Here is a 22,600-nt window from a genome sequence, read left to right on the forward strand (position 1 = left end):
TACACCTCAGACCATGTAGGTGGAGTTGATGATCGCGCCCTTGCGCGAGTAGTGGATGATCGCGTCCTGCACATCGAGGGGATGGGCAGGGATCGCTCCCTCGATGAGGTCCTCCTCGCGGTGTCCGTGGAGTGCGAGGCCGAAGCGGCACACGAACACCTTGCCGCCTTCCTTGATGAAGGTCGTGAGGGCGTCGTTGATGTTCTGCTCGCCCGGGAATCCGTTGTCGCCGGTGGTAGGGAAGCCGCGGGTGGCAATCGCGTTCATCGCACCGGTTCCGTAGAGGTAGATGGCCGACTCGAAGCCCTTGCGCAGTGCGCGGGTGGCCTGCAGGACGGCAACGAAGCTCACCGACGATTCGTGGGCGATCCCGTGAACCAGTGTGAAGTAGCTTTCGCCGTCCTCGGCCTTGTAGTCTGGGAAGATCTTGGTCGACCCGTAGATGTTGCTTCCCTTCGGCAGGGCGGGATGGGGGATCTCCGCGAGGGACTTCTCGATGTTGGCTGCGATGGTCGAATCGATGTCGGACACGGGCTGCTCCTCGGCATCAGTGGTCTCGAGTGGAATCGGCACGGGAGAAATTCCCGGCCTCGTTACTGAAACCAGTACACGCATCAAGCATTTCGTGATGGTTGCCCAAGGAATAACGTCGTGTTTCGTACTCCTCACCGAGGTCCGATTCGCGTAACACGGCCGTAGCATGCGGTAGTCCCCGCGCGGCAATGTCGGCTTCTGGCCCAGTAAGAGCGAGACGTGCCACTGAGACCGCCTCAGTGGTTGACTGCGAAGGTCCACTCGCCGGTCCGGTACTTCGTCACCGTCTCACCTCACCTGACCCGAGCCCCGAGCCGCTGTAACCAAAGGCATGACTCGTCGGGCCCGGGCGAAGCTGCCCCGTCAGGGCCGGGCCGCGTCCAGTCGGGCCAGCTCGTCGGCGGAGAGCTTCAGATCGGCCGCGGCAACCGAATCGCGGATGGTCTCGGGGCGCGACGAGCCCGGAATCGGGATTGTGACAGGTGATGTGGCGAGGATCCAGGCCAGGCACACCTGTTGCGGACTCACCCCGTGCGCCTGCGCCACGTCCGCGAACACGGCGAACCGTGAGCCCAGCTCACCGGCGCGCGAGATCCCGCCGAGGGGGCTCCACGTCAGGAACGTGATCCCCAGCTCCGCGCACAGCTTCATCTCCGGTTCGCTGGAGCGGAACGCCGGCGAGAACTGGTTCTGCACGCTTACCAGCCGCCAACCGAGGATATCGTTGGCCTGCCGGATCTGGGCCGGGTCGGCGTTCGAGACGCCCGCGAACCGGATCTTGCCCGCGTCCAGCAGGTCTCGGATCGCCCCGACCGAGTCCGCGTAGGGGATCGTCGGGTCGGGCCGGTGGAATTGGTAGAGCCCGATGGCCTCGACGCCGAGGCGCTTGAGCGACTCCTCGCAGGCTTTTTTCAGGTACTCGGGCGAACCGTTCAAGGTCCAGGAGCCGTCTCCGGGGCGCAGGTGACCGCCCTTCGTCGCGATCAGCACGTCGGATGTGTCGCCGCCGTAGGTGGCCACTGCGCGGGCGATCAGGGTCTCGTTGTGGCCGACCTCGTTCGCGTCCCGGTGGTAGGCGTCTGCGGTGTCGATCAGCGTCACGCCTTCGTCCAGCGCGGCGTGAATGGTGGCGATCGAACGCTGCTCGTCGGGGCGGCCCTCGATCGACATCGGCATCCCGCCGAGACCGATTGCACTGACCTGGATGTCGCCGATGCTGCGCGTCTGCATGTGAGTTCCTCCTCGGGGTTCAATTCGTACGCGTTCAGCCTCCACGCCAGTCATCGAGCTGTCCAACAGAAGAAGCTGATCCCATTCAGCAGCGCAGGCGATTAATCGTGGAATAGGCGGCGCGATCCAATTGATCACGCGTGTACCGCCTTACGAGGTGGGCCTGACGTCGTCGCGGGAGAGCAGTGCCTTGGCAGCTGCGTTGGGGTGCCTGCCGGTCGCCGTGGCAATGGCGATGTGCCAGGTGGGCGCCGCCGCGAGGGGAATGAACCGCGCCGCAGTCTTCTTGTGGCTGAACACCTCGGGGACGACGGCGACACCCAGGCCGTATCCGACGAGGTCGAGCAGCCAGTGCACATCGTTGACTTCGAACGCGACCCGCCGTTCGACGTGGGCTGCTGCCATCGCCTGGTCCACGACGTCGCGGGTCACCCAGCCGGGGTAGAAGTCGACGAACGTCTCCTCGCGTAGCTCCCGGAGGTCGACGGTGTCGCGATCGCGCAGCGGGTGTGTGGGCCCGCAGGCGAGCATCATGGGCTCCGCCGCGAGCGGTGTGAGCGTCACCCCGGATGCGGCGCCCTCGTCGAAGGGCGTGGAGATGAATGCGAGGTCGAGGTCGCCGGCACGGACACGTTCGATCAGATCGGTCGAGCCGCCCTGCCGGAGCCGGAGCTCCACGCCGGGGTGGGAGGCGTGAAATCGGGCCAGGATCGCGGGGAGGTTTACGGCGCCGAGGCATTGCAGGGTGCCCACCGTCAGCGTGCCGCGCAGCAGCCCCTGCACGGCGGCGACGGCGTCCTTGGCGGCGGTGACGTTCGCCAGGGTGTGACGGGCCTCGGTGAGCAACGCGTGCCCCTCGTCGGTCAGGTGCACGCTGCGGGTGTTGCGCACGAACAGGCGCGCACCGAGCTCCCGTTCGAGCGAGCGGATCGACGCAGACAGGCCGGACTGCGCCACATGCATCCGGGCGGCCGCGCGGGTGAAATGGCGTTCCTCCGCGACCGCCACGAAATACTCGAGTTGACGTAGCTCCACGATCAATCACCACTCCACGTGCCGAGCAACTGGGTCGCATTCGACGGTGCACTCCGCAACGCGAACACCGATCTACGCGACGGCCGGAGTAGGCGGTGGCTCGGTGTCGTTCCCATCCGGGCCATGCACCGACCTGAAACCGCGCCTCGCGTACCGCTTCCCGCTGCACCCTGCCCACCCGTATGTGCGTGGGCGGTCCTGTACGACAATTTCGACGCAGCGGCTTCCCGGATTGCGTGGCAGAGAACCACGATTGAATGTCGATTCCGCCGCGCGGATGGGTGGTCGTCGTGGAGCATTCGACTGCCGATCACGAGAAAAAGCTGTGGTGCATGACGGGACAAACCTCACCAATCGCGGGTGCCGGGACCATGTGTCGTTCTCCGGCAGCCGCGGATGCAGGATCGCTTGATGCGGTGAGGCTCGCGTGACAGGCAGCGATCAGTCGAGTCGTTGCGGGGCTGCTGCCGTCGCCGCAGCGCGGGCAGCGCATGCTCACCGTGCGGGCGATCTCGTCGACGATGACCGTCAACGGCACAGAACAATTGCGGCACCAGCGATGTCGGGTGACCGAGTTGACGTGCGCCGGCGATGCAACACATTGGTGATCCACCGCCGATGCACAGGACAGGTGATCCGATCATCTGGTGACAGAAGGAGCATCTCCTCGGCGAAATCTTCACGGGCCAGTTGCGTATCGAGTGTCGCGCTGCCGTGGGGGTGGTGCATTCCGGGTTGGAAGGACTGCCCTGGGCGGGTCCCTTGCCGCGGCACGGTGTCCGTGGTTGCGGACATCATGATGTCACCTCCATGAGATCGAACCGGGCGTGCAGTTCTGCCCACGTGGCACGGCGTCGGCCGTTGGGGCTGCGGTAGCCGGTGCCCCGGTCGGGAAGCCAGGTGCGCATCAGATCGTCGCGCACAGCAGGTCGGTCGGTGGGCTCGCCCGTGTTACTCAAGGCGGCGACGAGCCAGACCCGCGCGGCGGTGGCAATCGGACGGGCGGAACCCGCGCCTGCACTGTGCCTGTTGTTCGAGATAGTCATGGCGGTCGGCCCTTCCACGTTCCGGCGCGCTGTACCGCGGTGCGGCGGTAGAAGCCGGGGCGAACTCGCTGGGAGGTGCCCGGCCAGTTGCGCAATGATTGTGTGTCTCTATGGTGTGCCCGACCCGATGTGACGACCGTCTCATTTTTCTACACTCTGCGCGTAGAGCTCGTGCGACTTGGTCGGACATGGCTCTCCTTCGGGGCTGATCGATCGGTGGGGTGTCGATTCCGGTTGCGGTGGACGACGGCGAGCAGGGCGTTCGGAGGTCATCTGTTCCCTGGCCGAGACGAGAACCGTCCTACCGCCAACGCGCCCGCCCCGGGCGTGGTGCCATTGACAGTTCGGAAGGCGAGGTCGATGCGCGATGACACCTTCGGGTGGTCCCGGGATCGTGGCAACGAGGTGGTCCCATCACCCTGGCAAGCGACACTTGAAGATCAAGTCACCGGAGCAAGACCGGGCCGGCGTCGCCGCCACGATCGGGTGGACAGATCCTGGAAAGTGCACCCCGGAGGGGCCAAGCGGTTCAAGAGTCACGCCCGGTCGCGGCGACGACATCAATCCTGTCAGCCAGCCCCGGGCCAGCCACTGCAACCACTTACAGGCGGTTCACCCTCCTCCCGAACCAGACTGCCAGCTGCCCACGCTTGGGGTAGCCTCACCCCAGGAGCGTTAGGCGGAGTGCTCATTCCTTTGGCCCGTGTTCGCTTGTTTGATCACCCACGCTGCGATCTGTACGCGTGAGGTGAATCCCAACTTGGACAGTGTGTGCTCAACATGTCCTTGTGCAGTACGTTGCGAGATCATCAGCCTCTCGGCGATAGCCTTGTTGCTGAGTCCCTGCGAGACCAGGTCCGCTACTTGTAGTTCGCGGGGAGTTAGGTTCGCGCCCGTGCCCGTGCCTGGGTTGAGTGCTCGTGCCGGCGACTGATCTTCCCTGAGCGCGAGTGCGATCGCGGCGTGCAACGTGAGCGTTCTCCCGTCTCTGTTGGCTTCGTCGTAACTCCGTTCGCCGAGATCGAGGCGGATCCGGCGTTCACTGTTGTTTGGCTCAGGCTGACAGGTGTGCGGCCTGTGTCTATCGGTTTCCATTGTTTCGCGCAGTGATTCAGCGGCGCTGTGCAGCAGTGCCGCGTGTTGTGGGCGGAGCTCGGTAGCCGCTAGTGACGCGGCTGTTTCCAGGCAACTCGCGGTCGTCGCAGGATCGTTCAGCTCTCGACTCAGTCGTAGACACTGGTCGAGCAAGTAGGCCGCACGTGCGGGCTGGTCCTGCCAAGTAAGGGCCGCCAAGCCAGCGAGTGCTTCTGCACGGCAGACTGATTCACCACACTTTTCGGCGAGGACAAGGGTTTCCTCGAAGCACGTGATGGCTCCTGGCTCGTTGCCAGATCGCCAACGCGCGAGTCCCAGCGTGAGAAGATTGACGAATTCGTTGTCGAGGTCCGCTGCTGCTCGGGACGCGGCGAGCGCAGTCTCGAAATGGGTGACCGCCATTGTCTCGTCGCCGACCGCGAGCGACAGTTGTCCCTCGGCGTGACTCACCAGTTGATCCAGGATGGGGTCTGCTGTGCGGGCCGCGATCTTTCGTGCCTGCGACACCAGGGCGCGCGTGTCCGGAATCTCACCTTGTGCCCGGGCGAGCGTGGCTTCCCGTGCAGATCGCCCTGACGTGCGCCCGGGTTGATTTTTCGGATTGGTGAGCCCTTGCTCGGGCGAGCCAGTATCGGCCTTCGCTCAGTAAGCCACGCAAGATCCAGAATCGACTTAGCGCATTGGCTATCCGTAGGCCGCCGGCCCGGCCGTCATCATTGTCGAAGCAGTATGTCATTGCATCGCGCAGATGTTGTTGCTCGACGTCCAATGTGCGGATCCATTGTCGCTGTTGTGGACTGTTCCAGTATGCGTCTGCGCGTAACGCCTGCTTCATGAACCAGTCTCGGTGCCGCTGTTGCAGGCGTGTATATTTTCCCGCTTCCTGAAGTCTGTCGAGTCCGTAATCGCGAAGTGTCTGTGGGAGTCGGTAGCGGACGACATTGTCGGTCCGTTCTACCGTGAGAATCGACTTGTCGACAAGGGAGGCGACTACATTCAATAACTCGAAAGGTGAGAGTTCCTCTGCAGTGATCATCTCGGCCGCGTCGAGTTCGAACCCGTCCGAGAAGACGGACACCGCCGCCCAAACCGAACGTTCATCACGGGTGCAGAGGTTGTGACTCCAGTCGATGCACCCTCGTAGGCTTTGATGTCGTTGCGGGTCCACGCGACTTCCCGTGGTGAGCAGGCGGAATCGGTTGGTCAGCTGGTGGAGAACTTGATCCACAGACAGTGCGCGCAATCGCGCCGCGGCGAGTTCGATGGGAAGCGGTAGGCCGTCGAGTCGTCGACAGATCTCGGCCACCACGAGTCCGTTCTCTTCTGTCAGGTCGAACCCCGGAACCGCCATCGAGGCCCGTTCAGCGAACATTCTCACTGCCTCGCAGTCGCCGAGTTCTTCAAATGAGCTTCGCCGATCTGGAACAGACAGTGGCCGAACCGGATACGTGACTTCGCCGCGCACACCCAATGGTTCCCGGCTGGTGCAGAGAATGTGTAGTCGCGGACACGTGCGTAGCAGCGCTGCGGCGCTGGTGGCGATGGCCTCGACGAGGTGTTCACAATTGTCGAGGACGAGCAGGAGGTGTAGGGGGCGAGGTGCTCGGCTAGTTCGGTGAGCGCCTTCCCACCGGATTCGAGCTCGATCCCCAGTTGGTCGGCCACACGGCTAGCGAACAAGTGACCATCACGATGCCCATCGACGTCGATGAGCCACACGCCCTCAGCGAACGTGTGTCCCGCGTCAGTGGCGACCCGCAGTGCGACTTTGGACTTGCCGATCCCGCCCATTCCACAGAGGGTGACAAGTCGAGATGCCCCGACCAGCCGTCGTACTTCCGCGACATCATTTCGGCGACCGACGAAACTGCTCAAATCGAGAGGCAGGTTTCCTGACGTTTTCCCCGTCATGGGCGACATGGGACCTGTGCGCACGGAGGCGGCGCCGGTCTTGTCGTCTCGCGGGTATGTCACTGGGACTCCCGGGAGGAGGGCGCACATGTCCGGCGGTTTGCTGGTGGGCCTGGGTAGGAGCCTTCGAGGTGGTGAATGAGCTCGGGATCGATGTCGTTGTTCTCGAGTATCTGACCAATCCCGTGGATCAATCGTGTCTTCATCATCCCGAATTCTGTCGACGCCTCCTCTGCGGATGGCCCGCCGTGAGGCGCCCTGATCTGTGTGAACCTCAGGACAACGCTGGCCTCGTTACCGAGGGCAGAGTGACTGGTTCGTCGGTGTTGTCGCTTCTTCCGTTGCGTGCATTTTGCCCCGGTATCGTCGCCTCTGAGCTTCGATGTCTCGGGCTTCCCGGGCATCCACCCCGCGGTTGGCGCGTGGTTCGAACTGCCGGTGTTCGGTGCAGGGGCTGTCCTCGTGTGTCGACATGGTGTACGTCTGTTCGGCCTCGAACTGCCCCGGCCGGGAGGAAGCCAGGTGCGCATCAGATCGTCGCGCACGGCGGGTCGGTCGGTGGGTTCGCCCGTGTTGCTCGAGGCGGCGACGAGCCAGACCCACGCGGCGGTGGCAATCGGATGGGCAGAACCCGCGCCTGCACTGTGTTTGTTCTTCGAGATGGTCACGGCGGTCGGCCTTTCCCTGTTCCGGCTCACTGTTCCGCGGTCTGGAGGGGGGAGTCGGGGCGAACTCGCGGGGACAGTCCCGCCCGGCCAGTTGCGCAATGATTGTGTGCCTTTATGGTGTGACCGACCAGCTGTGGCGATCGTCTCATTTTTCTACACGGCGTGGCGTAGGGCTCGTGGACGCCTCACCCCGGCGCTGCTTCACGGCCGTCCAGCGGCGCGCCCATGGTCCGACCTCTGGTGGGGCGCTCGAGGCTTTGCCGACGGCAACATCTCATGAGGCGCAACGGCATTCTGCGGCAGACCTGCGTCGCGGAGAAAGTGAAACCGGGGTCCGGGTGTCAGAGGTCGATGCCGAACTCGTTGATCTTGCGGTAGATCGTGGCGCGTGAGATGCCGAGGGCCGTTGCGGCTGCCTTCTTGTTGCCGTGGTTCTCCTCGAGGCTGCGGACGATGGCGTCGCGTTCGAGGGCCTCGATCTGTGTGAGGGTGTGCCGGCTGAGGGCCCGACACGTTGGTGGCAGCTGATCGACCGCGATGCTCCCGGAGCGTTGCCGTTGCACCACCTCGTGGAGGATCTGCCGCAGTTGTTCGACATTGCCGGGCCAGTTGTATTTGCACAGTTGGCGCATCGCCGGTGGGGAGAGGGACAGTTCGTCGCCGCGACTGAGCTGGCGGAGCAGAAGTGGGACGAGGTCGTGGAGGTCCTCGATGCGGTGGCGCAGCGCGGGGACGGGCACGGTCTGGCCGAAGAGGGGCAGGATCAACGCGCCGACGGTGGTGTCCTGGTCGGCGTTGCTCCCGGTGGTGGCACCGATCCATCCGGCGTGCTCGCGCCCTTGGAGGAGCTCGGCGATGGCGGTCAGCTGGGGTTCGGTGAGCAGGTCGAGGTCGCGGAGGATGATGCTGAAATGTTCCTGGTCGAGTTCATGCTCGAGGGCTGTGAGTGCTGCTGGGCGGTTCCGGAAATCCTCGGTGGTGAAGATCCTCGGGTGAGAACGCGGATTGTATTGTTCGGAAGCGGCTTTGAGTGTGGCGGTGCGTCCGGTGCCCTGCTCACCCGAGACGACAATCCATTGTCGTTCACGCACACAGCGGGCGATCTGTTCGCAGCCGCGGCGCCACGACGAGCTGGTTCCCGCGATGCCGGGCAACGCGACCGCGTCGCGCCGCACCGGGGAGCTCGGCGCGGCGGAGGTAGCGAGGAGATGCACGTGAAAGAGGGCCGCCTCGCCCCGCGTGCCGGAAGGGAAGTCGTCCGTGCAGGAAAGGCGGACGGTCTGTCCGCTCGGAAGGACGGTGACGAGGCTGTGTGCGGCGGTCGGGTGTGTCGAGTCGACGGCGTACTCGAGGAGCGCGGCCTGGTCCTGGGTGTTCAGTGCCCGTCGCAGTCGCCGGTTCATCAGGACGACATCGTCGCCGAGGGCGAGGACCCCGGCCTGCGGTAACCGGCGGCAGACCCTCAGGTACGCGTTGAGTAGGGCGGTCTGCGCTGCGCTGGACTGTTCGAGTAACCGGCCTTCGATCTGGTTTGTGGCGGATTTCGCCAGCGTGGCGAGCAGGGGGCCGCCGTCCTCCACCCAGCCGGTGAGGTCGAGTGCACCGACGAGGGTGCCGGATATCGGGTGAATGATCGGGACGCCAGCGCACGCCAGCTGTTCGAGACAATCGGCGTAGTGTTCGGGTCCGGTCACCAGCGTGGGTTTGCGAGTTTCGAGTGTGGTGCCGATTCCGTTTGTTCCGGCGAATTCCTCGGAGTAGCTGTAGCCGGGGGCCAGCTGGACGTCGTCGAGGGCCCGGTTGAGGCGGTTGCTGGCGGAGATCCTGGTCAGTACCACCCCGTCCGCCGATGTCAGGATGACGCCCACGGGTTCGTCGGCCAGCCCGTCCGCCAATTGTTGGAGCACCGGGGCGGCCGCCGATACCAGGGGGCTGTCCAGATTCGGTTCCCGCACGAAGGGAGGGTCGAGCCGATCAGCTCGCACCTTGAGCAGCTCGGACCGTCGCCACGACGTCGAGATGCTCTCCCGCACCGTGCGATCCAGATCATGTTCGGTCAGGAAACGCTCACGCGCCTCATGCGTGTCCTTGGTCGTCATGATCTCTTTCGCCGCGCCTTTCCGCCGACTTCACCGTCGAGGCTACGCCGTCCAAATGTGATACAGGTCTCATTTTGAGACACTGTGCGGTCGGCGGACCGGCGGCGACAGCCGATGCCGTTGATGATGGCGCCGGCGATGACGGTAAAGGGGACGTGGGGTCGTTCACCGCGGTTCCGCTGCGTGAGAGATGAGGGTTCGGCGGTTCCGCGCCGGTCCTCATCTCTCATGAGCGAACGCCCGTGAGGGCCTCGATGACCAGGGTAAGATCTTTTTGGGTCAACACGCCGGGTTCGGGGCGTGTTGCTCGTACCTCCTGATCGCCTTGTCGGGTCTGACGGTGCCTGGCGGTCACACTCGCCTCCTTGATGTCTTCGGCGCCACCACCGCCGGGCCGCGCCCAGAGGATGTCGCGCTTCAGCACGTCGGTATCGACTTGGTCGGACATGGCTCTCCTTCTGCTGCTGGTCATACCGCCCGGCCGGGGTTCAGGATCCCTGCCGGGTCGAAGACGGCTTTCACTCCGGCCATCAGTTCACGTTCCGTCGGACCGATCATGGCCTCGAGATAGGGGCGCTTGAGCACCCCGATTCCGTGCTCTCCGGTGATCGATCCACCCAGCGCCAGGCACTGGGCGACCAGGTCGTCGAAGGCGCGGTGTGCGCGAGCGGTCATGTCAGCGTCTGCTGCGTCGAACACGATCGTCGGGTGCAGGTTTCCGTCGGCGGCGTGCCCGAAGGTGCCGATGAGAAGCTGGTGGCGGTCGGCGATGGCGGTGATGGCGTTCAGCATTTCCGGTAATCGGGGGACCGGGACGGCGAGGTCGTCGAGCAGCGTGCTGCCGCGGCGTTCGAGGGCGGTCAGCGCGACGCGACGTGCCTGGATGAGGCCGTCGCTTTCGGCGGGGTCCGTGGTCTCGTAGATCTCCGTGGCCGCGGCGTTGCGGCACGCTGTCGCACACCGGTCGGCTTCGGTGACCGCACCGTCGCCGTCGCATTGGACGAGCAGCAACGCACCAGCCGATTCGTCGAGGCCCATATGCGTCATGTCGTTGACTGCCGTGATGGTCGTCCGGTCCATCAGTTCGACCAGGCACGGGTCCGCCACGGTCTGAATTGCCATCACCGCGTTCACGGCGTGGACGGGATCGGCGAAGGCGGCGACGACGGTGGCGGTCTTGGACGGCTTCGTCCGTAGCCGCATCGTAGCCTCGACGATCACCGCCAACGTGCCTTCGGATCCGACGAGAAGCTGGGTGAGGTTCAAGCCGGCGACGTTCTTCCGGGTGGCGGAGCCGGTGTGGATGATGCGCCCGTCCGCCAGCACCGCCGTGATCCGTGCGACGTGGTCGGAGGTGACACCGTACTTCGCGCAGCACGCCCCGCCGGCGTTGGTCGCGAGATTTCCTCCGATGGTGGAGATGGCGCGGCTACCGGGGTCGGGCACGTACCAGAGTCCGTGTCCGGCGACCGCGGCGGCCAAGTCGCCGTTGATCACACCCGCCTCGACGGTAGCCGTGCGGGATCGTTCGTCGATCTCCAGAATGCGGTTCAGTTTCTCGGTGCTCAGAACGATGCAGCCATCGAGCGCGTTTGCGCCGCCGGCCAGTCCGGTACCCGCGCCGCGGGTGACCACCGGAATACCGTACCGGTGAGCGGTTTTCAGCGTGGTGGCAACGTCGGCCACGGTCCGGGCCCGAACCAGCGCGAGCGGCTCACCGACGGGGGTCAGCAGTGACTGGTCCCGCCTGTAGGCAATCAACCGGTCGGGGTCGTCGACGACCGCCTCACCGAGCAGCACCGTCAACTCGGCGACGGGATCTGCCACCACTCCGGTCATGATGTCGTCCTTTCGCGCTGGTTCTTTGTCTGTGTCGCACCCACTCCAGGGCCCCGAGCGGAGTAGTCGTCCGCCGCAGACACCGGTGGTCTTTCACATCGCCCACCGATGACGCTCCGGGCGCACTGTGTCCAACCCGGTCAGGTTCGGCCCGGGCGCCGGAAAATGGGCGCGAAAACAACTTCGTGCCCCCGGACACCGGGCAGGGTCGTGTCGTGTCGTGACTTAAGGAAATCGCCGATGATGCGGTGTGCGTTGACTACTGAGTGATCTCGAGTTCACCCATGCGTGACCAGTCGACGCCGGGAATTTCGGTGTTGATGATCCGAGGCGTTTCGCTCAGCGCCGGGCGCATGGATTCCAGACCCCTCTTGAAGTGATCGGCGTTGACGTGATCGGCACCGGCCTGAGGATCCCGGAATGCCTCTACCAGCAAATATTCGGCGGGATTGTCTGCACTATGGAACCACTCGAACCAGAGGTTTCCCGGTTCGGCCCTGGTGGCCTCGGTGAATTCCTTCGTGGCCTGCAGCCAATCGTCCTGATGCCTGTCGAGAACAGCGAACTTCACCACAATAAAAATCATCGTGACCCCAATCAGTATTTCCGGTCGAATCGCCAACCGCGAGCGACGGAAGAAGAAAACCTTGGTCGAAAGAAATGAGACCGCGCCCCGACAACCCGAATAACAGTGATATCGGGAATTATGAGAAGACGAACACCGGACATGAAGCCGTAGACGTCTGCTGTCCTGCGGCAGCATCACAGCGGTTCTCCGTCGGGGCGCGGTGGCGCGGTCGGCCACTGCCTCGAAGGAAGAGACGAGGGGTGGCCGACCGCGACCTGCGTGAGAGGTCAGTAGATGTTCGAGGGGCGGATCATGCCCTCGGCCAGATCTCCGAACCCGGGTGCCACGATGGCGCCGGGGTTACCGAAGACCTCCTCCACCACGGCGGTCTCGGTCGTGATGAGCAGCGCCGCGATCGATGCGGCACTCTCGAGCGCTGCACGGGTGACCTTGAACGGGTCGATGACCCCATCCTCGAACAGGTCGCCGTATTCCCCGGTCAGGGCGTTGAACCCATGGCCCAGGGGCAACCCCGCGACGGTGTCGACGACCTCGTCACCGTCGAAACCGGCATTGATGGCAATCCAGCGCAGGGGCTCGGCCAACGCGCGCCGGACGACGTCACACCCGACCCCCTCGTCGCCCGGAAGGTCGAGTCCAGCGAGCGCGCGGTGCGCCTGGGTCAGAGCCGTGCCACCGCCGGACAGGATGCCCTCCTCGAGGGCAGCCCGGGTAGCGGCCAAAGCGTCTTCGACCCGCAGCATCCGTTCCTTGAGTTCGACGCTGGTGGCGCCGCCCACCCGGATAACGGCGACCCGACCGGTGAGCCGGGCAATACGCAGCTCGAGACTGTCCTGATCGGCGTCGATCTTCGCCCGCTCGAGCTGCGCCTCGAGTTGTGCGATGCGGGCGTCGACCAGGCTCGGATCGCCGTGCCCGCCGACGATCGTCGTCTCGTTCTCGGTCACGGTGATGCGGTCACACGACCCGAGGTGTTCGAGAGATATCTCGGACAGCTCGATACCGGTGTCCTTGGCGATGACATGCCCACCCAATGCCACCGCGAGGTCCTGGAGCTCGGCGACGCGACGGTGACCGAAACCGGGCGCCCGGACGACCACCGACTGCATCGTCTTGTGCATGTTGCCCCCGACCAGAAGCTGCAGGGCGGGACCGTCGACGTCCTCGGCCAGCACCACCAGGGGCCGGTCGGCGCGCTTGGCCACCTCGATGCTCGGCATGATGTCCTGGACCTGGTTGATCTTCTTGTTGGTCAACAGGATCAGCGGGTTCTCGTGCACCGCTTCCATCCGCTCGGGATCGGTGACCATGTAGCCGGAGATGTAGCCGTGATCGAACTCGATCCCGTCGACGATGTCGACCGACATACCGAGGGTGTCGCTCTCCTCGGTGGTGACGACCCCGGACTTACCGACGTAGTCGACCGCCTGGGCGATGGCCAGACCGATGACCTCGTCATCGCTTGCGGCGAGGCTCGCGATCCGCTGCAGGTCGCTCTGGCCGCCGACCTGTGTCGATTGTTGGCGAAGCGAGTCGACGACGACCGGGACGGTCTGCTCGATGCCGCGGCGCACCCGCATGGGGTTGGCGCCGGCCTCGACGGCGCGCATTCCCTCGCGCACCATCGCCTGTGCCAGCACGGTGGCGGTGGTGGTGCCATCACCCACGACGCCGTTGGTCTTCATCGCCACTTCCTTGACCAACTGGGCTCCCATGTTGGCGAAGGGGTCGCGCAGTTGGATTTCCCGGGCGATCGTGACCCCGTCGTTGGTGATCGTGGGCGGGCCGGTGAGCTTCTCGAGTACGGCGTTGCGCCCCTTAGGGCCGAGGGTCACTTTGACCGCGTCGGCGAGGGCGTTGACACCGTGCTCGAGGAGAAGACGTGCCTGCTTGTTGTACCGCAGCTCCTTGGCCATGGCTGTTTCCTTTCGTGCTGACTGAAGTGGAGGAACGCGGTCTAGGGAACGAGGATCGCCCGGCCGCGCACCCGCCCCGAATCCAGATCGTCGAGTGCTTTCTGGAATTCTTCGAGCGGGTACTTGGTCGTATGCAAAGTCACCTTGCCCTGGGCGGCGAGGGTCATGAGCTCCTGCAAGTCGTTGTAGGAACCGACCAGGTTTCCGATGAAGTTGATCTCCGTGGAGATCACATCGATCGTGGGGACATCGATGTTCTCGCCGTATCCGACGACGTAATAGTTTCCGGCACGGCGCAGCATCGCGATCCCTTCCGCCGTTGCACCACCCTCGCCGACGAAATCGACGACGGCTTCCGCGCCGTGGCCGCCCGTCAGGTCCAAGACCTGCTGGATGTGGGTGCCGTCGGCGACGATCCCGTGGTCGGCGCCGATGCTCACGGCGAGCTTGATCGCCTCGGGATTGCGGTCGAGCACGACCACGGTGACACCGGAGATCGCCTTGAGGACCTGGATGCCGATGTGACCGAGCCCGCCCGCACCGATCACCACGCACACATCGCCGGGCCGGGTCGTCTTCGCCACCTTCGCGACCGCGTGGTACGCGGTGAGCCCTGCGTCGGCGAGAGCGGCCACGTCGGCGGGCTCGAGCGAGTCGTCTATCCTCACCACGCTGCGGGCGGTGGTGCGCAGGTATTCGGCGTAGCCGCCGTTGGTGTCGATGCCGGGGAACCGGCTGTTCTGGCAGTGCACGTCGTCGCCGGACCGGCAGGCACGGCAGAGCCCACAGGTGATGAGGGGGTGCAGGATCACCGTGTCGCCCACTGCCACGTTGGTGACGGCGTCGCCGACGGCGTGCACCCAGCCGGCGTTCTCGTGACCGATCGTGTAGGGCAGCTCGACCCCGGACTTCTCCTCCCACTGTCCTTCGAGAACGTGGAGGTCGGTGCGGCACACACCGGCACCGCCGATCCGCACGATGACATCGAGGGGACCGTCGATGGTGGGTTCGGGAATGTCGGTGAGCTGCAGCTTGGTGTGGTATCCCACCACTTGCACGGCCTTCATCGTGGGCTCCTGGTTCTGAGGTTGGTGATTCGCGGTGTGGCGCCGACGGATTCGCTGTCGGCGTAGCGGGTGGCGAGTAGGCCCCGGCAGAAGTGCGCGTTGCCTTCCATCGAGATCCGCACCGACTTGGCGAAGCGCAGCCGCATCGGCACCGACTCCGGTGCGATGCGCTTGCCGTCGTCGTCGACGAACACCCGGCTGGCCGGGCAGATGCTCAACCCGATACCGATCCGGCGACGCAGCAGCGCGGCCTTGGCCTTCCCGGGTGCAAGGTCGCTGAGGGTGAGCCGGTAGATCTCGTTGACCCCCACGTCGGTGGTCTTCAGGTGCGCCTCGACGCACCGCTCCATCGCCGCGGAGTGTGCCTTGGACAGGAATGTCCGGCGCAACTCGTGCAAGCTTTCCTGCGCCTCGGAGCCGAACGTCCCGACGTATCCGGCGTCGGCCGCGAGGCCGGCGTTGATCTTGTCGCTGTCATGATGGTCGTCCAGCAGCACACGCACCTCGCCGATGTCCTCGACCAGGCGTAGGGCGTCGAGGGCGTCGGAGGCCATGAGGTAGGCGAAGTTCGGCGAGCAAAAGGCGGTCGGCAGCCGCAGGTGCACGGTCACCCCGTCGTCGTCGAGCATCACCGACCGGACGAAACCGAGATCGGTGATCGGCTCGTCCAGCTCCGGGTCAGTGACCGTCGACAGGGCCATCAGGACGTCCTGGTCGGTGCAGACAACGGCGGCGGTCATGACGACACGGTCTCCCGCGCCCCGGCGGCGACCTCGACACCCTCCTGCCCGGCCAGCTCGGACAGCTGCAGGCCCGCGGGAACAGCGATGTCGTAGAGCGCCGCCGCGTTGAGGCCGAGGATCTTCTTCTTCTGCTCGACCGTGATCGGGGCGTACTCGCCCTGCATGTCCTCGGGGATCTGGAAGTCGACGAACTGCTCGATCAGCCACCTCGGGGTCCACAGCGCGTAGTCGCTGCTGAACAGGATCTTGTCCTCACCGATCCAGTAGAGGAGCTCGCCGATGATCTGCGCGAAATACCGTGGGCGGGTGTGGATGAAGGGCAACGCCACCGCGAGGCCGCCGTAGACGTTCGACTCCTGGGTCGCGATCCAGCAGAAGTCCTCGAGCCGCGGCAGGCCCACGTGCTCCACGACGAAACGCAGGTCCAGGTAGTCGGTCGCGACCTTGTCGACGTCCGCCACGTCGAAGGCGTCGCGGTCCAGGGGTCGGATCGTGGGGCCCTTGTGTATGTGAATGTTCTTGATGCCCAGCTCGATGCACTCTTCGAGGTAGCGCCGTGACCATTTGTCGTCGAGCTTGTAGCCGCGGGAGTCTCCGTGCCACTCGGCGGTGTAGAGTTTGACGCCCTGCAGGTTCATCCGAGCCGCGTCCCTGCGCAGTTGCTCGAGCCCGGCCTCCTCGTGACGCGGGTCGTAGGCGTGGTTGTAAGTGAGCTTGTCGGGGTGCTTCCGGGTGAGGGCGAACGCTTCCTCGGTCTGCCCGAATCCGTTGCGGTAGAACTCGCTCAGCAACGCCGGCTGGAAGATCGCGTGGTCGACGTATCCGTCCACGAAGAGGTCCTGCATCAGGCGGTCACCGCCGTAGTACGTGTAGGTGTCGTAGTCCCACACGACCTCTTCGGGGCTGAGGTTCTTGTGGTAGTCGTAGAAGCAGTCGATGAACTGCTTGCCGTGCACGTTCTTCTGGTTCGACTCGCGGGCGTCCCAGAGGGCTACATGCGCGTCCACGATGTAGTACTTCTCGCCGTTCTTCTCATACATCTTACGTGCTCCAATTGATGGGATCGGTTGGTACAGAACCGGATATGGCAACGTCGGGTCGTTGGTCACCGAGAGATGGTGACCTTCAAGGCGTCGTGGGAGTCCGCGTGCGCGAAGACGTCATATGCTTCGATCATTTGGTCGAGACCGAATGAGTGGGTGCCGAACGCGCCGGCGTCGATCTTGCCGTGCGCCACCAGATCCAGGAGCGTGGCGATGGTGGTGCCGTTGACCAGGCCGGTGGTGATGGTGATGTTGTTGATCCAGAGGTCTTCGAGGTGCAAGTTCACGGGTTTTCCGTGCACGCCGACGTTGGCGATGTGTCCCCCGGGGCGCACCAGCGTGGTGCACAGTTCGAAGGTCGCCGGGATCCCGACGGCCTCGATCGCCACGTTCGCGCCCTGACCGTTGGTGAGTTCCAGGACGCGTTCACGCACGTCCTCTCTGCCACTGTTGATCGTCTCGTCGGCGCCGAAATCGAGCGAACGTTTGAGCCTGGCCTCCGAGAGGTCGACGGCGATGACGGTCGCGGCGCTGTACAGGCCGGAGGTGCGGATCGCGGATAGTCCGACCGGGCCGACCCCGACGACGACCACGGTGTCTCCGGGCTTGATGTGCGCGTTCTGCACGCCGATCTCGAAACCGGTCGGAAGGATGTCGGCCAGAAAGATCGCCTGCTCGTTGGTGACACCCTTGGGCAGTACGTGCACGCTGGTCTCGGCGTAGGGAACGCGTACGTACTCGGCCTGTGTGCCGTCGATCAGGTGGCCGAAGATCCAGCCGATACCACCGACGGACGCGCAGTGCGAGGGCATCGCGGTCTTACAGGGTGCGCATTTGCCGCACGAGGTGATGGCCGGCACAAGCACCCGGTCGCCGACTTCGAGCGAGGTGACCGCCGTCCCGACGTCGGTGATGGTGCCGACCGCCTCGTGGCCGAGCACCCGACCGGGCGTGACGGCTGGCACGTCGCCTTTGAGGATGTGCAGGTCGGTCCCGCAGATCGTGGTCGTATCGACCCGGACCACCACGTCGGTGGGGTCGATCAGTTGTGCGTCCGGAACGTCGGTCCACGACATCGAGCCCGGGCCCTGGAACACAAGTGCTTTCACGACGGTCTCTTTCGTTGAGGGAAGGCGAGAAATCAAAGGCGGCTATGTCGAGTTGTCTGCCGGCGCCGCCGCACTTTCGAACGTGAATCGGCGGCACCGACGGACATAGGTGAGCTCAGGGGCTAGATCACTGACGCTCCGTGAGATCGAAGCCGATGTATTCGGCGGCGTCCTCGGGGCTGGCGAACAGCATGGTCTTGTCGTCGAGATGGACCATGCGTCCGTAGTGGGTGGAGCTGATCTCCTCGAAGATGGAGCCGTCGAATTCCTCGCCGAGGGCGTCGGTGAGCTCCTCGTAGTCGAAGTTGAGCAGCTTCTGGCCGTCGACGCGGATCATCGAGGGGTACTCGGTCAGCTCCACGCCGTCTTTGGCCCCCATCACTTCGGCGACGACGCGGCCGGTCGGGGTGTTCATCAGGGTGACGCCACACATGTTGGAGAACTCGGTGGACGATCCGAATTGCATGCTCACTGGTCCAACTCCTTGGGGATGTCGAGCCCGAGGTCCTCGAGCAGGGAACGGAACTTCGCCGCGGCGGCGTCGAAACTGGTGGCGAAGGTGACGGCCTTGTCGGCCGGCTGCGACCAGATCGGTTGCAGCGCCCGGGCGGCGTCGAGGCACCGCGGCACCCAGGTCGCCATCCAGGTGCCGAAGAGTTCCTTGTTCGCATCGCCGGTCTCGGGGTCCCGGGTCAGCAGCTGGAAGAGGTTGCGGGTGTAGGCGAGGTCGCGGTCGTAGTCGTGCTCGCCGGTGCCCACGATGGTGGGGGTGATGTAGTCACCGTTACCGGCGGAGATCTGCATGACCAATTCACTGCGGAACAGCGAACCCACGAGCTGTTCGAACACGATGTTGGTGGCGAAAAGCAGCTCACACCAGTCCGGCACCGCGGTCAGTCGTTCGACGACCTCACGGGTCGGCTGCCATTCGGGCGCCGCCTGCCAGACCTCCTTGTGCGCGGGGCCGTCGAAGGCCTCGGCGGCCTCGGACAAGTCGAGGTTGAACAGCGCGAGATCCTGCGCGAACCGCATCTTGTGGACGGCGTTGACGGCGACGGCGGTATTGATCATGTTCGTCGGGCCCGAACGCTGGATGGCTGTGAACACGTGCAGTGCCAGACCGTTCTCCGCGTGCATCCACGCACCGAGGTTGCGTTCGATGAACTTGAGCCACGGCGAGTTCCATCCGTCGTAGGCCCGCGCCCGCTTGGCGTTCGACAGGCACAACTCGACCTGATGTACCACCTTGGAGTTGTTGCGGAAGATGGTCTGGTCCCACTCCTCGTTCGGGTCGAGGAAGGCGTGCCAATTCGACGACTTCGCGGCCGTCCACTCCTTCGGGTATCCGCCGGGACCGTTGCCGAAGCCGTAGATCCAGCCCTGCGACAGGTGGCGGTCGGGGTCGGGCTGCACGTCGACGGTGACGTCCTCGTACATCGTCGCCCGCCGTTTCGCCGGCGTGTAGTAGCTGTAAGTTCTGCTCTTCGAGCTCGGGAACTCCAGCGCCCCCGCCTCGGAGTCGGTGAATTCGATCGAGGGGAAGCTGCGTTGTTTAGGTTCTTTGGTTGCAGTCATCTTTTTCGGTTCCTGTCGATGGATTGGAGGGCGGGATGCCCGCTGCAGTTACTCGAAGGCCGGGCTGGTGAACTTGTCGTAGAAGACCTGGTCGTTCGGGACTCCGTTGGCCTCGAGCAATGCGAGGGCGGCATCGACCATGGGCGGGGGGCCGCACAGGTAGACCTCGGACTTGGCGATGTCCGATTCCCGGCGATCGACCACGTCGGTGACGTTGCCGTCCTCGAACGTGATCAGGCCCGACGTGACCGGGTCCATCGTTTCCGAGAGGCAGGCGACGAACGTGAAGTCCGTCAGGTTCTTGCCGAGCTCGAGGATTTCGTCGAGGTAGAACAGGTCCTGCGGGGTGCGGGCCCCGTAGTAGAAGTGCACCGGCCGCGTGTTGGCTGTCTCGCTCATGTGCCGCAGCAGCGACAGGATCGGGGCCATCCCCGCCCCGCCACCGATGCAGACCACGGGAAGGACGTGGGCGTCCTTGAGGGTGAACGAGCCATAGGGGCCGGTCAGCGAGATGTCGTCACCCACCGAGATCCCGTCGTCGAGCAAGCCGGCGAACCTGCCACCGGGATACTTCTTGATCAGGAACTCGACCTGCCCCGGCGTCGATTGTGTCGTCGCCATCGAGAAGGAGCGGTGCTCGTCGGAGCCGGGGATGTGCAGGTCGGCGTACTGGCCGGGTTTGAACTCGAATGTCTCGGGTTCGACCGGCGCCAGGCGAAGCGAGACGATGTCCTTGGTCATCGGCTCGATCCCGGTCACCCGAGTGCGCACATCCTGGATGGGGACACCGCCGAGGAGTTCGTCCTCGTCGAAGTTGAGTAGCTCAATGGTGCAGTCGCTGTACGCAGTCGAGCGGCAGAGCAGGACGTGTCCCTCGTCGACCTCGGCTTCGTTGCACGCAAACGTCGAGTAGTTCTCCATCTGGATATCGCCGTCGAGGACAAAGGATTTGCAGGCCGAGCATCGTCCTTCGCGGCAGCCGTGCATCAGGTGAATGCCTTGCCGGAAGGCGGCATCGAGGATGTACTCGTCCTCGCCGACCTCCATCTCGATGTCGACGGGCTCGAAGTTGATCCGGTGAGTGTCGGCCACGGGGTATCTCCTGGGCTCGTGGATGATTGCGCTGGATGCGGTGGGCGGCGCCGTGGTGATCAGGCGCCGCCCACCGAGCCTGGGTCAGGCTGTGTCAGGCGGGAACTGCGCCGGCGCGGTACGCCGCGATGTGCGCCTTGCGTTCGGCTTCAGACATCTGGTTCAAGAGCACGTTGGGGCTCTGGAACGTATTGCCGCGGACGTCGTCGAGGGTCCACAGCTTCTTCGGGTCGTCCAGGTGCAGGTGCGGCTGACCGACCAGGGTCTTACCGTCGTCGCGGACATAACCGAGGTCCTGGACGATGTCGGCGAGATCCTTGCCGTGATGCAGCGTTTCCCACTCCCGGAATCCGGTGAGACGCCCCATGTTCGGGGTCGGGCGGCCCTGGTACTCCTCACGGAATGCGACGGCGTCGGTCCAGTAGCAAGTCTCCGAGCAGTAGGTCCGCCACTGGTTGTCCACCTTCTCCACGACCATGTCCTCGCGGATGAGGGCGGGCACCATGCAGGTCCAGCAGCGGTGCGGGTACTGGTACCCGACCTCCTCGAACGCGATCGGCTTGTTGCGGCCGGGGTAGGCGAGGCGGTTGTACTCCTCCCACCACTTGCCGTACTTCGAGTACCAGCCCGGGTACTTGTGCTCGAACCACTCGAAGTCCTTGTCGGTCATAGTATCGATCCGCCAGTAATTCACCGGCCAGCCGGTGGCGAAGAACCGCGCCACCTCGTGCACGTAACCCTTTTCGGTGATCCGCTTCCACGACTCCTCGACCAGATCATGCGGAATCGTCAGCCCGTACTTCTCGAGCGGGATGAGGTAGCTGCGGTAGTAGTCGTCGTAAATCCACCGCCGCCACATCTCGGCGTAACTTTCCCGGTCCTTACGGCGATCCTTCGTCCCGTATTCGATGAAGGTGCCGATCGCGGCGTCGACCACACAGTGGTTGTTCCACCACGCGTACCGCAGATCCCGCTCGAGCAGCGGACGGTTGCGCTCATCGGCGAGTGCCATCAGCAGGATCGAGTAGCCGTTGGAGATGTGCCGCGACTCGTCGGACTGCACCGAGTGAAACACCGTCGGCAGCAGGTAATCACCATTTGCTGCGGCCTCGTCGGGCATCGCCACGAACAGGGTGTTCGTGAACGCGGTCTCCGCCACCACGGTCAGGTAGATGTTCGCCGCGGTGATCGCGTCACCGGTGATGAATCCCTCACCGAACTGCCGGCCGATGGTGCCCGCGTAGTTGTTCGCGAACGCCTTCTCGGTCATATCGAACCCGGCCGGGTCGATGTAGTTGTTCATGTACAGCTTCTTGAGGTTCATCTGAATCGTCGAGTGCCGAACCTCGTCGATCATCTGCACCGCCAGCCCGTTGTGGATTTCCGGGTTGGGGACGGCGTCGATGGCCATCGGCATCGCCCTGGCCGCCGAGATCTCCGGGAACGGGATGATCGACAGGAACAGCTTCTGCCATTCCATCCACCGCTGCTGGACCTGGCGGAACATGTTGCCGCGGATCGCGCCGTCCATGGCGCCGTACACGCGGTTGTCCTTCTCCTCCTCCATCGGGAAGTAGGACCGCATGATCTGCTTGAGAGGGTCCTTCTTCGGGGCCTTCTCGAACGTGTAGTCGGTGCCGAACCGGGTGGCCGGGGTCGCGAAGGTCGGATCCCACGTCATCTCGCTGATCTTCGCGTGGGCCTTCGTCAGGCTCTGTTTACTCAATGTGCGCCTCCTAGATCGAGAGCCGGCTGTGTGCCGGCTTGGGGGGGACGTTGTGCGATTTATTGAACCCCGTGATCCGCGCCGCAGCCGTCTCAGTCTGAGACTGATGTCACACTTGACGGGCTCCCTATACTGCTCCGGCCAGAGAGCAGGGTGCCCGTGACACCACAGCCACCCCCGGGGGGAGATCGACGATGGGCGCACAGAACACGAGCACTTCCCACGATCCCAGAAATTCGAAAGGGGCTACGCCCGCGCCCTTTTCCTCAACCGCGCCCTCCCC

At 64.4% G+C, this 22,600-nt stretch carries 20 protein-coding genes; all 20 read right to left on the reverse strand.

Going from position 1 to position 22,600, the window contains the following annotated elements; all coding sequences use genetic code 11:
* Positions 1 to 6: 6 nt before the first annotated feature.
* Positions 7 to 531, reverse strand: a complete 525-nt coding sequence (locus OYT95_RS43770) for an MSMEG_0572/Sll0783 family nitrogen starvation response protein (protein ID WP_268792689.1) — start codon at positions 529 to 531, stop codon at positions 7 to 9.
* Positions 532 to 897: 366 nt separating this feature from the next.
* Positions 898 to 1,764 carry an aldo/keto reductase gene (locus OYT95_RS43775; RefSeq protein WP_268792690.1) on the reverse strand — a complete coding sequence of 289 codons (867 nt, stop codon included), beginning with the start codon at positions 1,762 to 1,764 and terminating at the stop codon, positions 898 to 900.
* Positions 1,765 to 1,914: 150 nt separating this feature from the next.
* A complete protein-coding gene (locus OYT95_RS43780) occupies positions 1,915 to 2,799 on the reverse strand; it encodes a LysR substrate-binding domain-containing protein (protein ID WP_268792691.1) in 885 nt (294 codons plus the stop codon).
* 794 nt (positions 2,800 to 3,593) lie between these two features.
* Positions 3,594 to 3,845, reverse strand: a complete 252-nt coding sequence (locus OYT95_RS43785) for a hypothetical protein (RefSeq protein WP_268792692.1) — start codon at positions 3,843 to 3,845, stop codon at positions 3,594 to 3,596.
* A 675-nt stretch (positions 3,846 to 4,520) separates the two neighbouring features.
* Positions 4,521 to 5,447 carry a helix-turn-helix transcriptional regulator gene (locus OYT95_RS43790; RefSeq protein WP_268792693.1) on the reverse strand — a complete coding sequence of 309 codons (927 nt, stop codon included), beginning with the start codon at positions 5,445 to 5,447 and terminating at the stop codon, positions 4,521 to 4,523.
* A gap of 22 nt (positions 5,448 to 5,469) precedes the next feature.
* Complete coding sequence (locus OYT95_RS43795; RefSeq protein ID WP_268792694.1) at positions 5,470 to 6,312, reverse strand: ATP-binding protein; 843 nt, start codon at positions 6,310 to 6,312, stop codon at positions 5,470 to 5,472.
* Positions 6,313 to 6,314: 2 nt separating this feature from the next.
* Positions 6,315 to 6,851: a hypothetical protein gene (locus OYT95_RS43800; protein ID WP_268792695.1), complete on the reverse strand. Its 537-nt coding sequence runs from the start codon at positions 6,849 to 6,851 to the stop codon at positions 6,315 to 6,317.
* Positions 6,852 to 7,860: 1,009 nt separating this feature from the next.
* Entirely contained in the window at positions 7,861 to 9,618 is a 1,758-nt protein-coding gene (locus tag OYT95_RS43805) for a sigma-54-dependent Fis family transcriptional regulator (protein ID WP_268792696.1), read from the reverse strand.
* A gap of 226 nt (positions 9,619 to 9,844) precedes the next feature.
* Entirely contained in the window at positions 9,845 to 10,066 is a 222-nt protein-coding gene (locus OYT95_RS43810) for a hypothetical protein (protein WP_268792697.1), read from the reverse strand.
* Between the two features lie 20 nt (positions 10,067 to 10,086).
* Positions 10,087 to 11,457, reverse strand: coding sequence for an FAD-binding oxidoreductase (locus tag OYT95_RS43815; RefSeq protein WP_268792698.1), 1,371 nt, complete (start codon positions 11,455 to 11,457; stop codon positions 10,087 to 10,089).
* 259 nt (positions 11,458 to 11,716) lie between these two features.
* Entirely contained in the window at positions 11,717 to 12,043 is a 327-nt protein-coding gene (locus tag OYT95_RS43820; protein WP_268793262.1) for a putative quinol monooxygenase, read from the reverse strand.
* A gap of 269 nt (positions 12,044 to 12,312) precedes the next feature.
* Positions 12,313 to 13,962 (reverse strand): chaperonin GroEL, encoded by a 1,650-nt coding sequence (groL, locus tag OYT95_RS43825; protein ID WP_268792699.1) that lies wholly within the window; start codon positions 13,960 to 13,962, stop codon positions 12,313 to 12,315.
* A 41-nt stretch (positions 13,963 to 14,003) separates the two neighbouring features.
* Positions 14,004 to 15,029, reverse strand: coding sequence for an NAD(P)-dependent alcohol dehydrogenase (locus tag OYT95_RS43830; protein WP_268792700.1), 1,026 nt, complete (start codon positions 15,027 to 15,029; stop codon positions 14,004 to 14,006).
* Positions 15,026 to 15,769, reverse strand: a complete 744-nt coding sequence (locus OYT95_RS43835; protein ID WP_268792701.1) for an iron-sulfur cluster assembly protein — start codon at positions 15,767 to 15,769, stop codon at positions 15,026 to 15,028. The genes OYT95_RS43830 and OYT95_RS43835 overlap by 4 nt, the downstream gene beginning before the upstream one ends.
* Positions 15,766 to 16,812, reverse strand: a complete 1,047-nt coding sequence (locus tag OYT95_RS43840; protein WP_268792702.1) for an amidohydrolase family protein — start codon at positions 16,810 to 16,812, stop codon at positions 15,766 to 15,768. Before OYT95_RS43840 ends, OYT95_RS43835 begins: the two co-directional genes overlap by 4 nt.
* A gap of 65 nt (positions 16,813 to 16,877) precedes the next feature.
* Positions 16,878 to 17,924, reverse strand: a complete 1,047-nt coding sequence (locus tag OYT95_RS43845; protein WP_268792703.1) for an alcohol dehydrogenase catalytic domain-containing protein — start codon at positions 17,922 to 17,924, stop codon at positions 16,878 to 16,880.
* 127 nt (positions 17,925 to 18,051) lie between these two features.
* On the reverse strand, positions 18,052 to 18,396 hold the full coding sequence (gene mimD, locus OYT95_RS43850; RefSeq protein WP_268792704.1) for a propane 2-monooxygenase effector subunit MimD: 345 nt from the start codon (positions 18,394 to 18,396) through the stop codon (positions 18,052 to 18,054).
* The gene (locus tag OYT95_RS43855; protein WP_268792705.1) at positions 18,393 to 19,499 is read right to left on the reverse strand and encodes an aromatic/alkene monooxygenase hydroxylase subunit beta; all 1,107 of its coding nucleotides are present in this window, start codon (positions 19,497 to 19,499) and stop codon (positions 18,393 to 18,395) included. Before OYT95_RS43855 ends, mimD begins: the two co-directional genes overlap by 4 nt.
* A gap of 48 nt (positions 19,500 to 19,547) precedes the next feature.
* Positions 19,548 to 20,591, reverse strand: coding sequence for an FAD-binding oxidoreductase (locus OYT95_RS43860; RefSeq protein WP_268792706.1), 1,044 nt, complete (start codon positions 20,589 to 20,591; stop codon positions 19,548 to 19,550).
* Positions 20,592 to 20,685: 94 nt separating this feature from the next.
* Positions 20,686 to 22,317 carry a methane monooxygenase gene (locus OYT95_RS43865; protein ID WP_268792707.1) on the reverse strand — a complete coding sequence of 544 codons (1,632 nt, stop codon included), beginning with the start codon at positions 22,315 to 22,317 and terminating at the stop codon, positions 20,686 to 20,688.
* Positions 22,318 to 22,600: the final 283 nt, after the last annotated feature.

Source organism: Rhodococcus sp. JS3073 (genome assembly GCF_026810085.1).
Classification (GTDB): domain Bacteria; phylum Actinomycetota; class Actinomycetes; order Mycobacteriales; family Mycobacteriaceae; genus Rhodococcus_F; species Rhodococcus_F wratislaviensis.

What these genes read in the sequence shown, in the direction of transcription:
- OYT95_RS43775 (WP_268792690.1), bottom strand. Translation starts at nt 1,764, where the DNA reads ATGCAGACGCGCAGCATCGGCGACATCCAGGTCAGTGCAATCGGTCTC.
- OYT95_RS43785 (WP_268792692.1), bottom strand. Translation starts at nt 3,845, where the DNA reads ATGACTATCTCGAACAACAGGCACAGTGCAGGCGCGGGTTCCGCCCGT.
- OYT95_RS43795 (WP_268792694.1), bottom strand. Translation starts at nt 6,312, where the DNA reads ATGTTCGCTGAACGGGCCTCGATGGCGGTTCCGGGGTTCGACCTGACA.
- OYT95_RS43800 (WP_268792695.1), bottom strand. Translation starts at nt 6,851, where the DNA reads ATGACGGGGAAAACGTCAGGAAACCTGCCTCTCGATTTGAGCAGTTTC.
- OYT95_RS43805 (WP_268792696.1), bottom strand. Translation starts at nt 9,618, where the DNA reads ATGACGACCAAGGACACGCATGAGGCGCGTGAGCGTTTCCTGACCGAA.
- OYT95_RS43810 (WP_268792697.1), bottom strand. Translation starts at nt 10,066, where the DNA reads ATGTCCGACCAAGTCGATACCGACGTGCTGAAGCGCGACATCCTCTGG.
- OYT95_RS43815 (WP_268792698.1), bottom strand. Translation starts at nt 11,457, where the DNA reads ATGACCGGAGTGGTGGCAGATCCCGTCGCCGAGTTGACGGTGCTGCTC.
- OYT95_RS43820 (WP_268793262.1), bottom strand. Translation starts at nt 12,043, where the DNA reads ATGATTTTTATTGTGGTGAAGTTCGCTGTTCTCGACAGGCATCAGGAC.
- groL (WP_268792699.1), bottom strand. Translation starts at nt 13,962, where the DNA reads ATGGCCAAGGAGCTGCGGTACAACAAGCAGGCACGTCTTCTCCTCGAG.
- OYT95_RS43830 (WP_268792700.1), bottom strand. Translation starts at nt 15,029, where the DNA reads ATGAAGGCCGTGCAAGTGGTGGGATACCACACCAAGCTGCAGCTCACC.
- OYT95_RS43835 (WP_268792701.1), bottom strand. Translation starts at nt 15,769, where the DNA reads ATGACCGCCGCCGTTGTCTGCACCGACCAGGACGTCCTGATGGCCCTG.
- OYT95_RS43840 (WP_268792702.1), bottom strand. Translation starts at nt 16,812, where the DNA reads ATGTATGAGAAGAACGGCGAGAAGTACTACATCGTGGACGCGCATGTA.
- OYT95_RS43855 (WP_268792705.1), bottom strand. Translation starts at nt 19,499, where the DNA reads ATGACTGCAACCAAAGAACCTAAACAACGCAGCTTCCCCTCGATCGAA.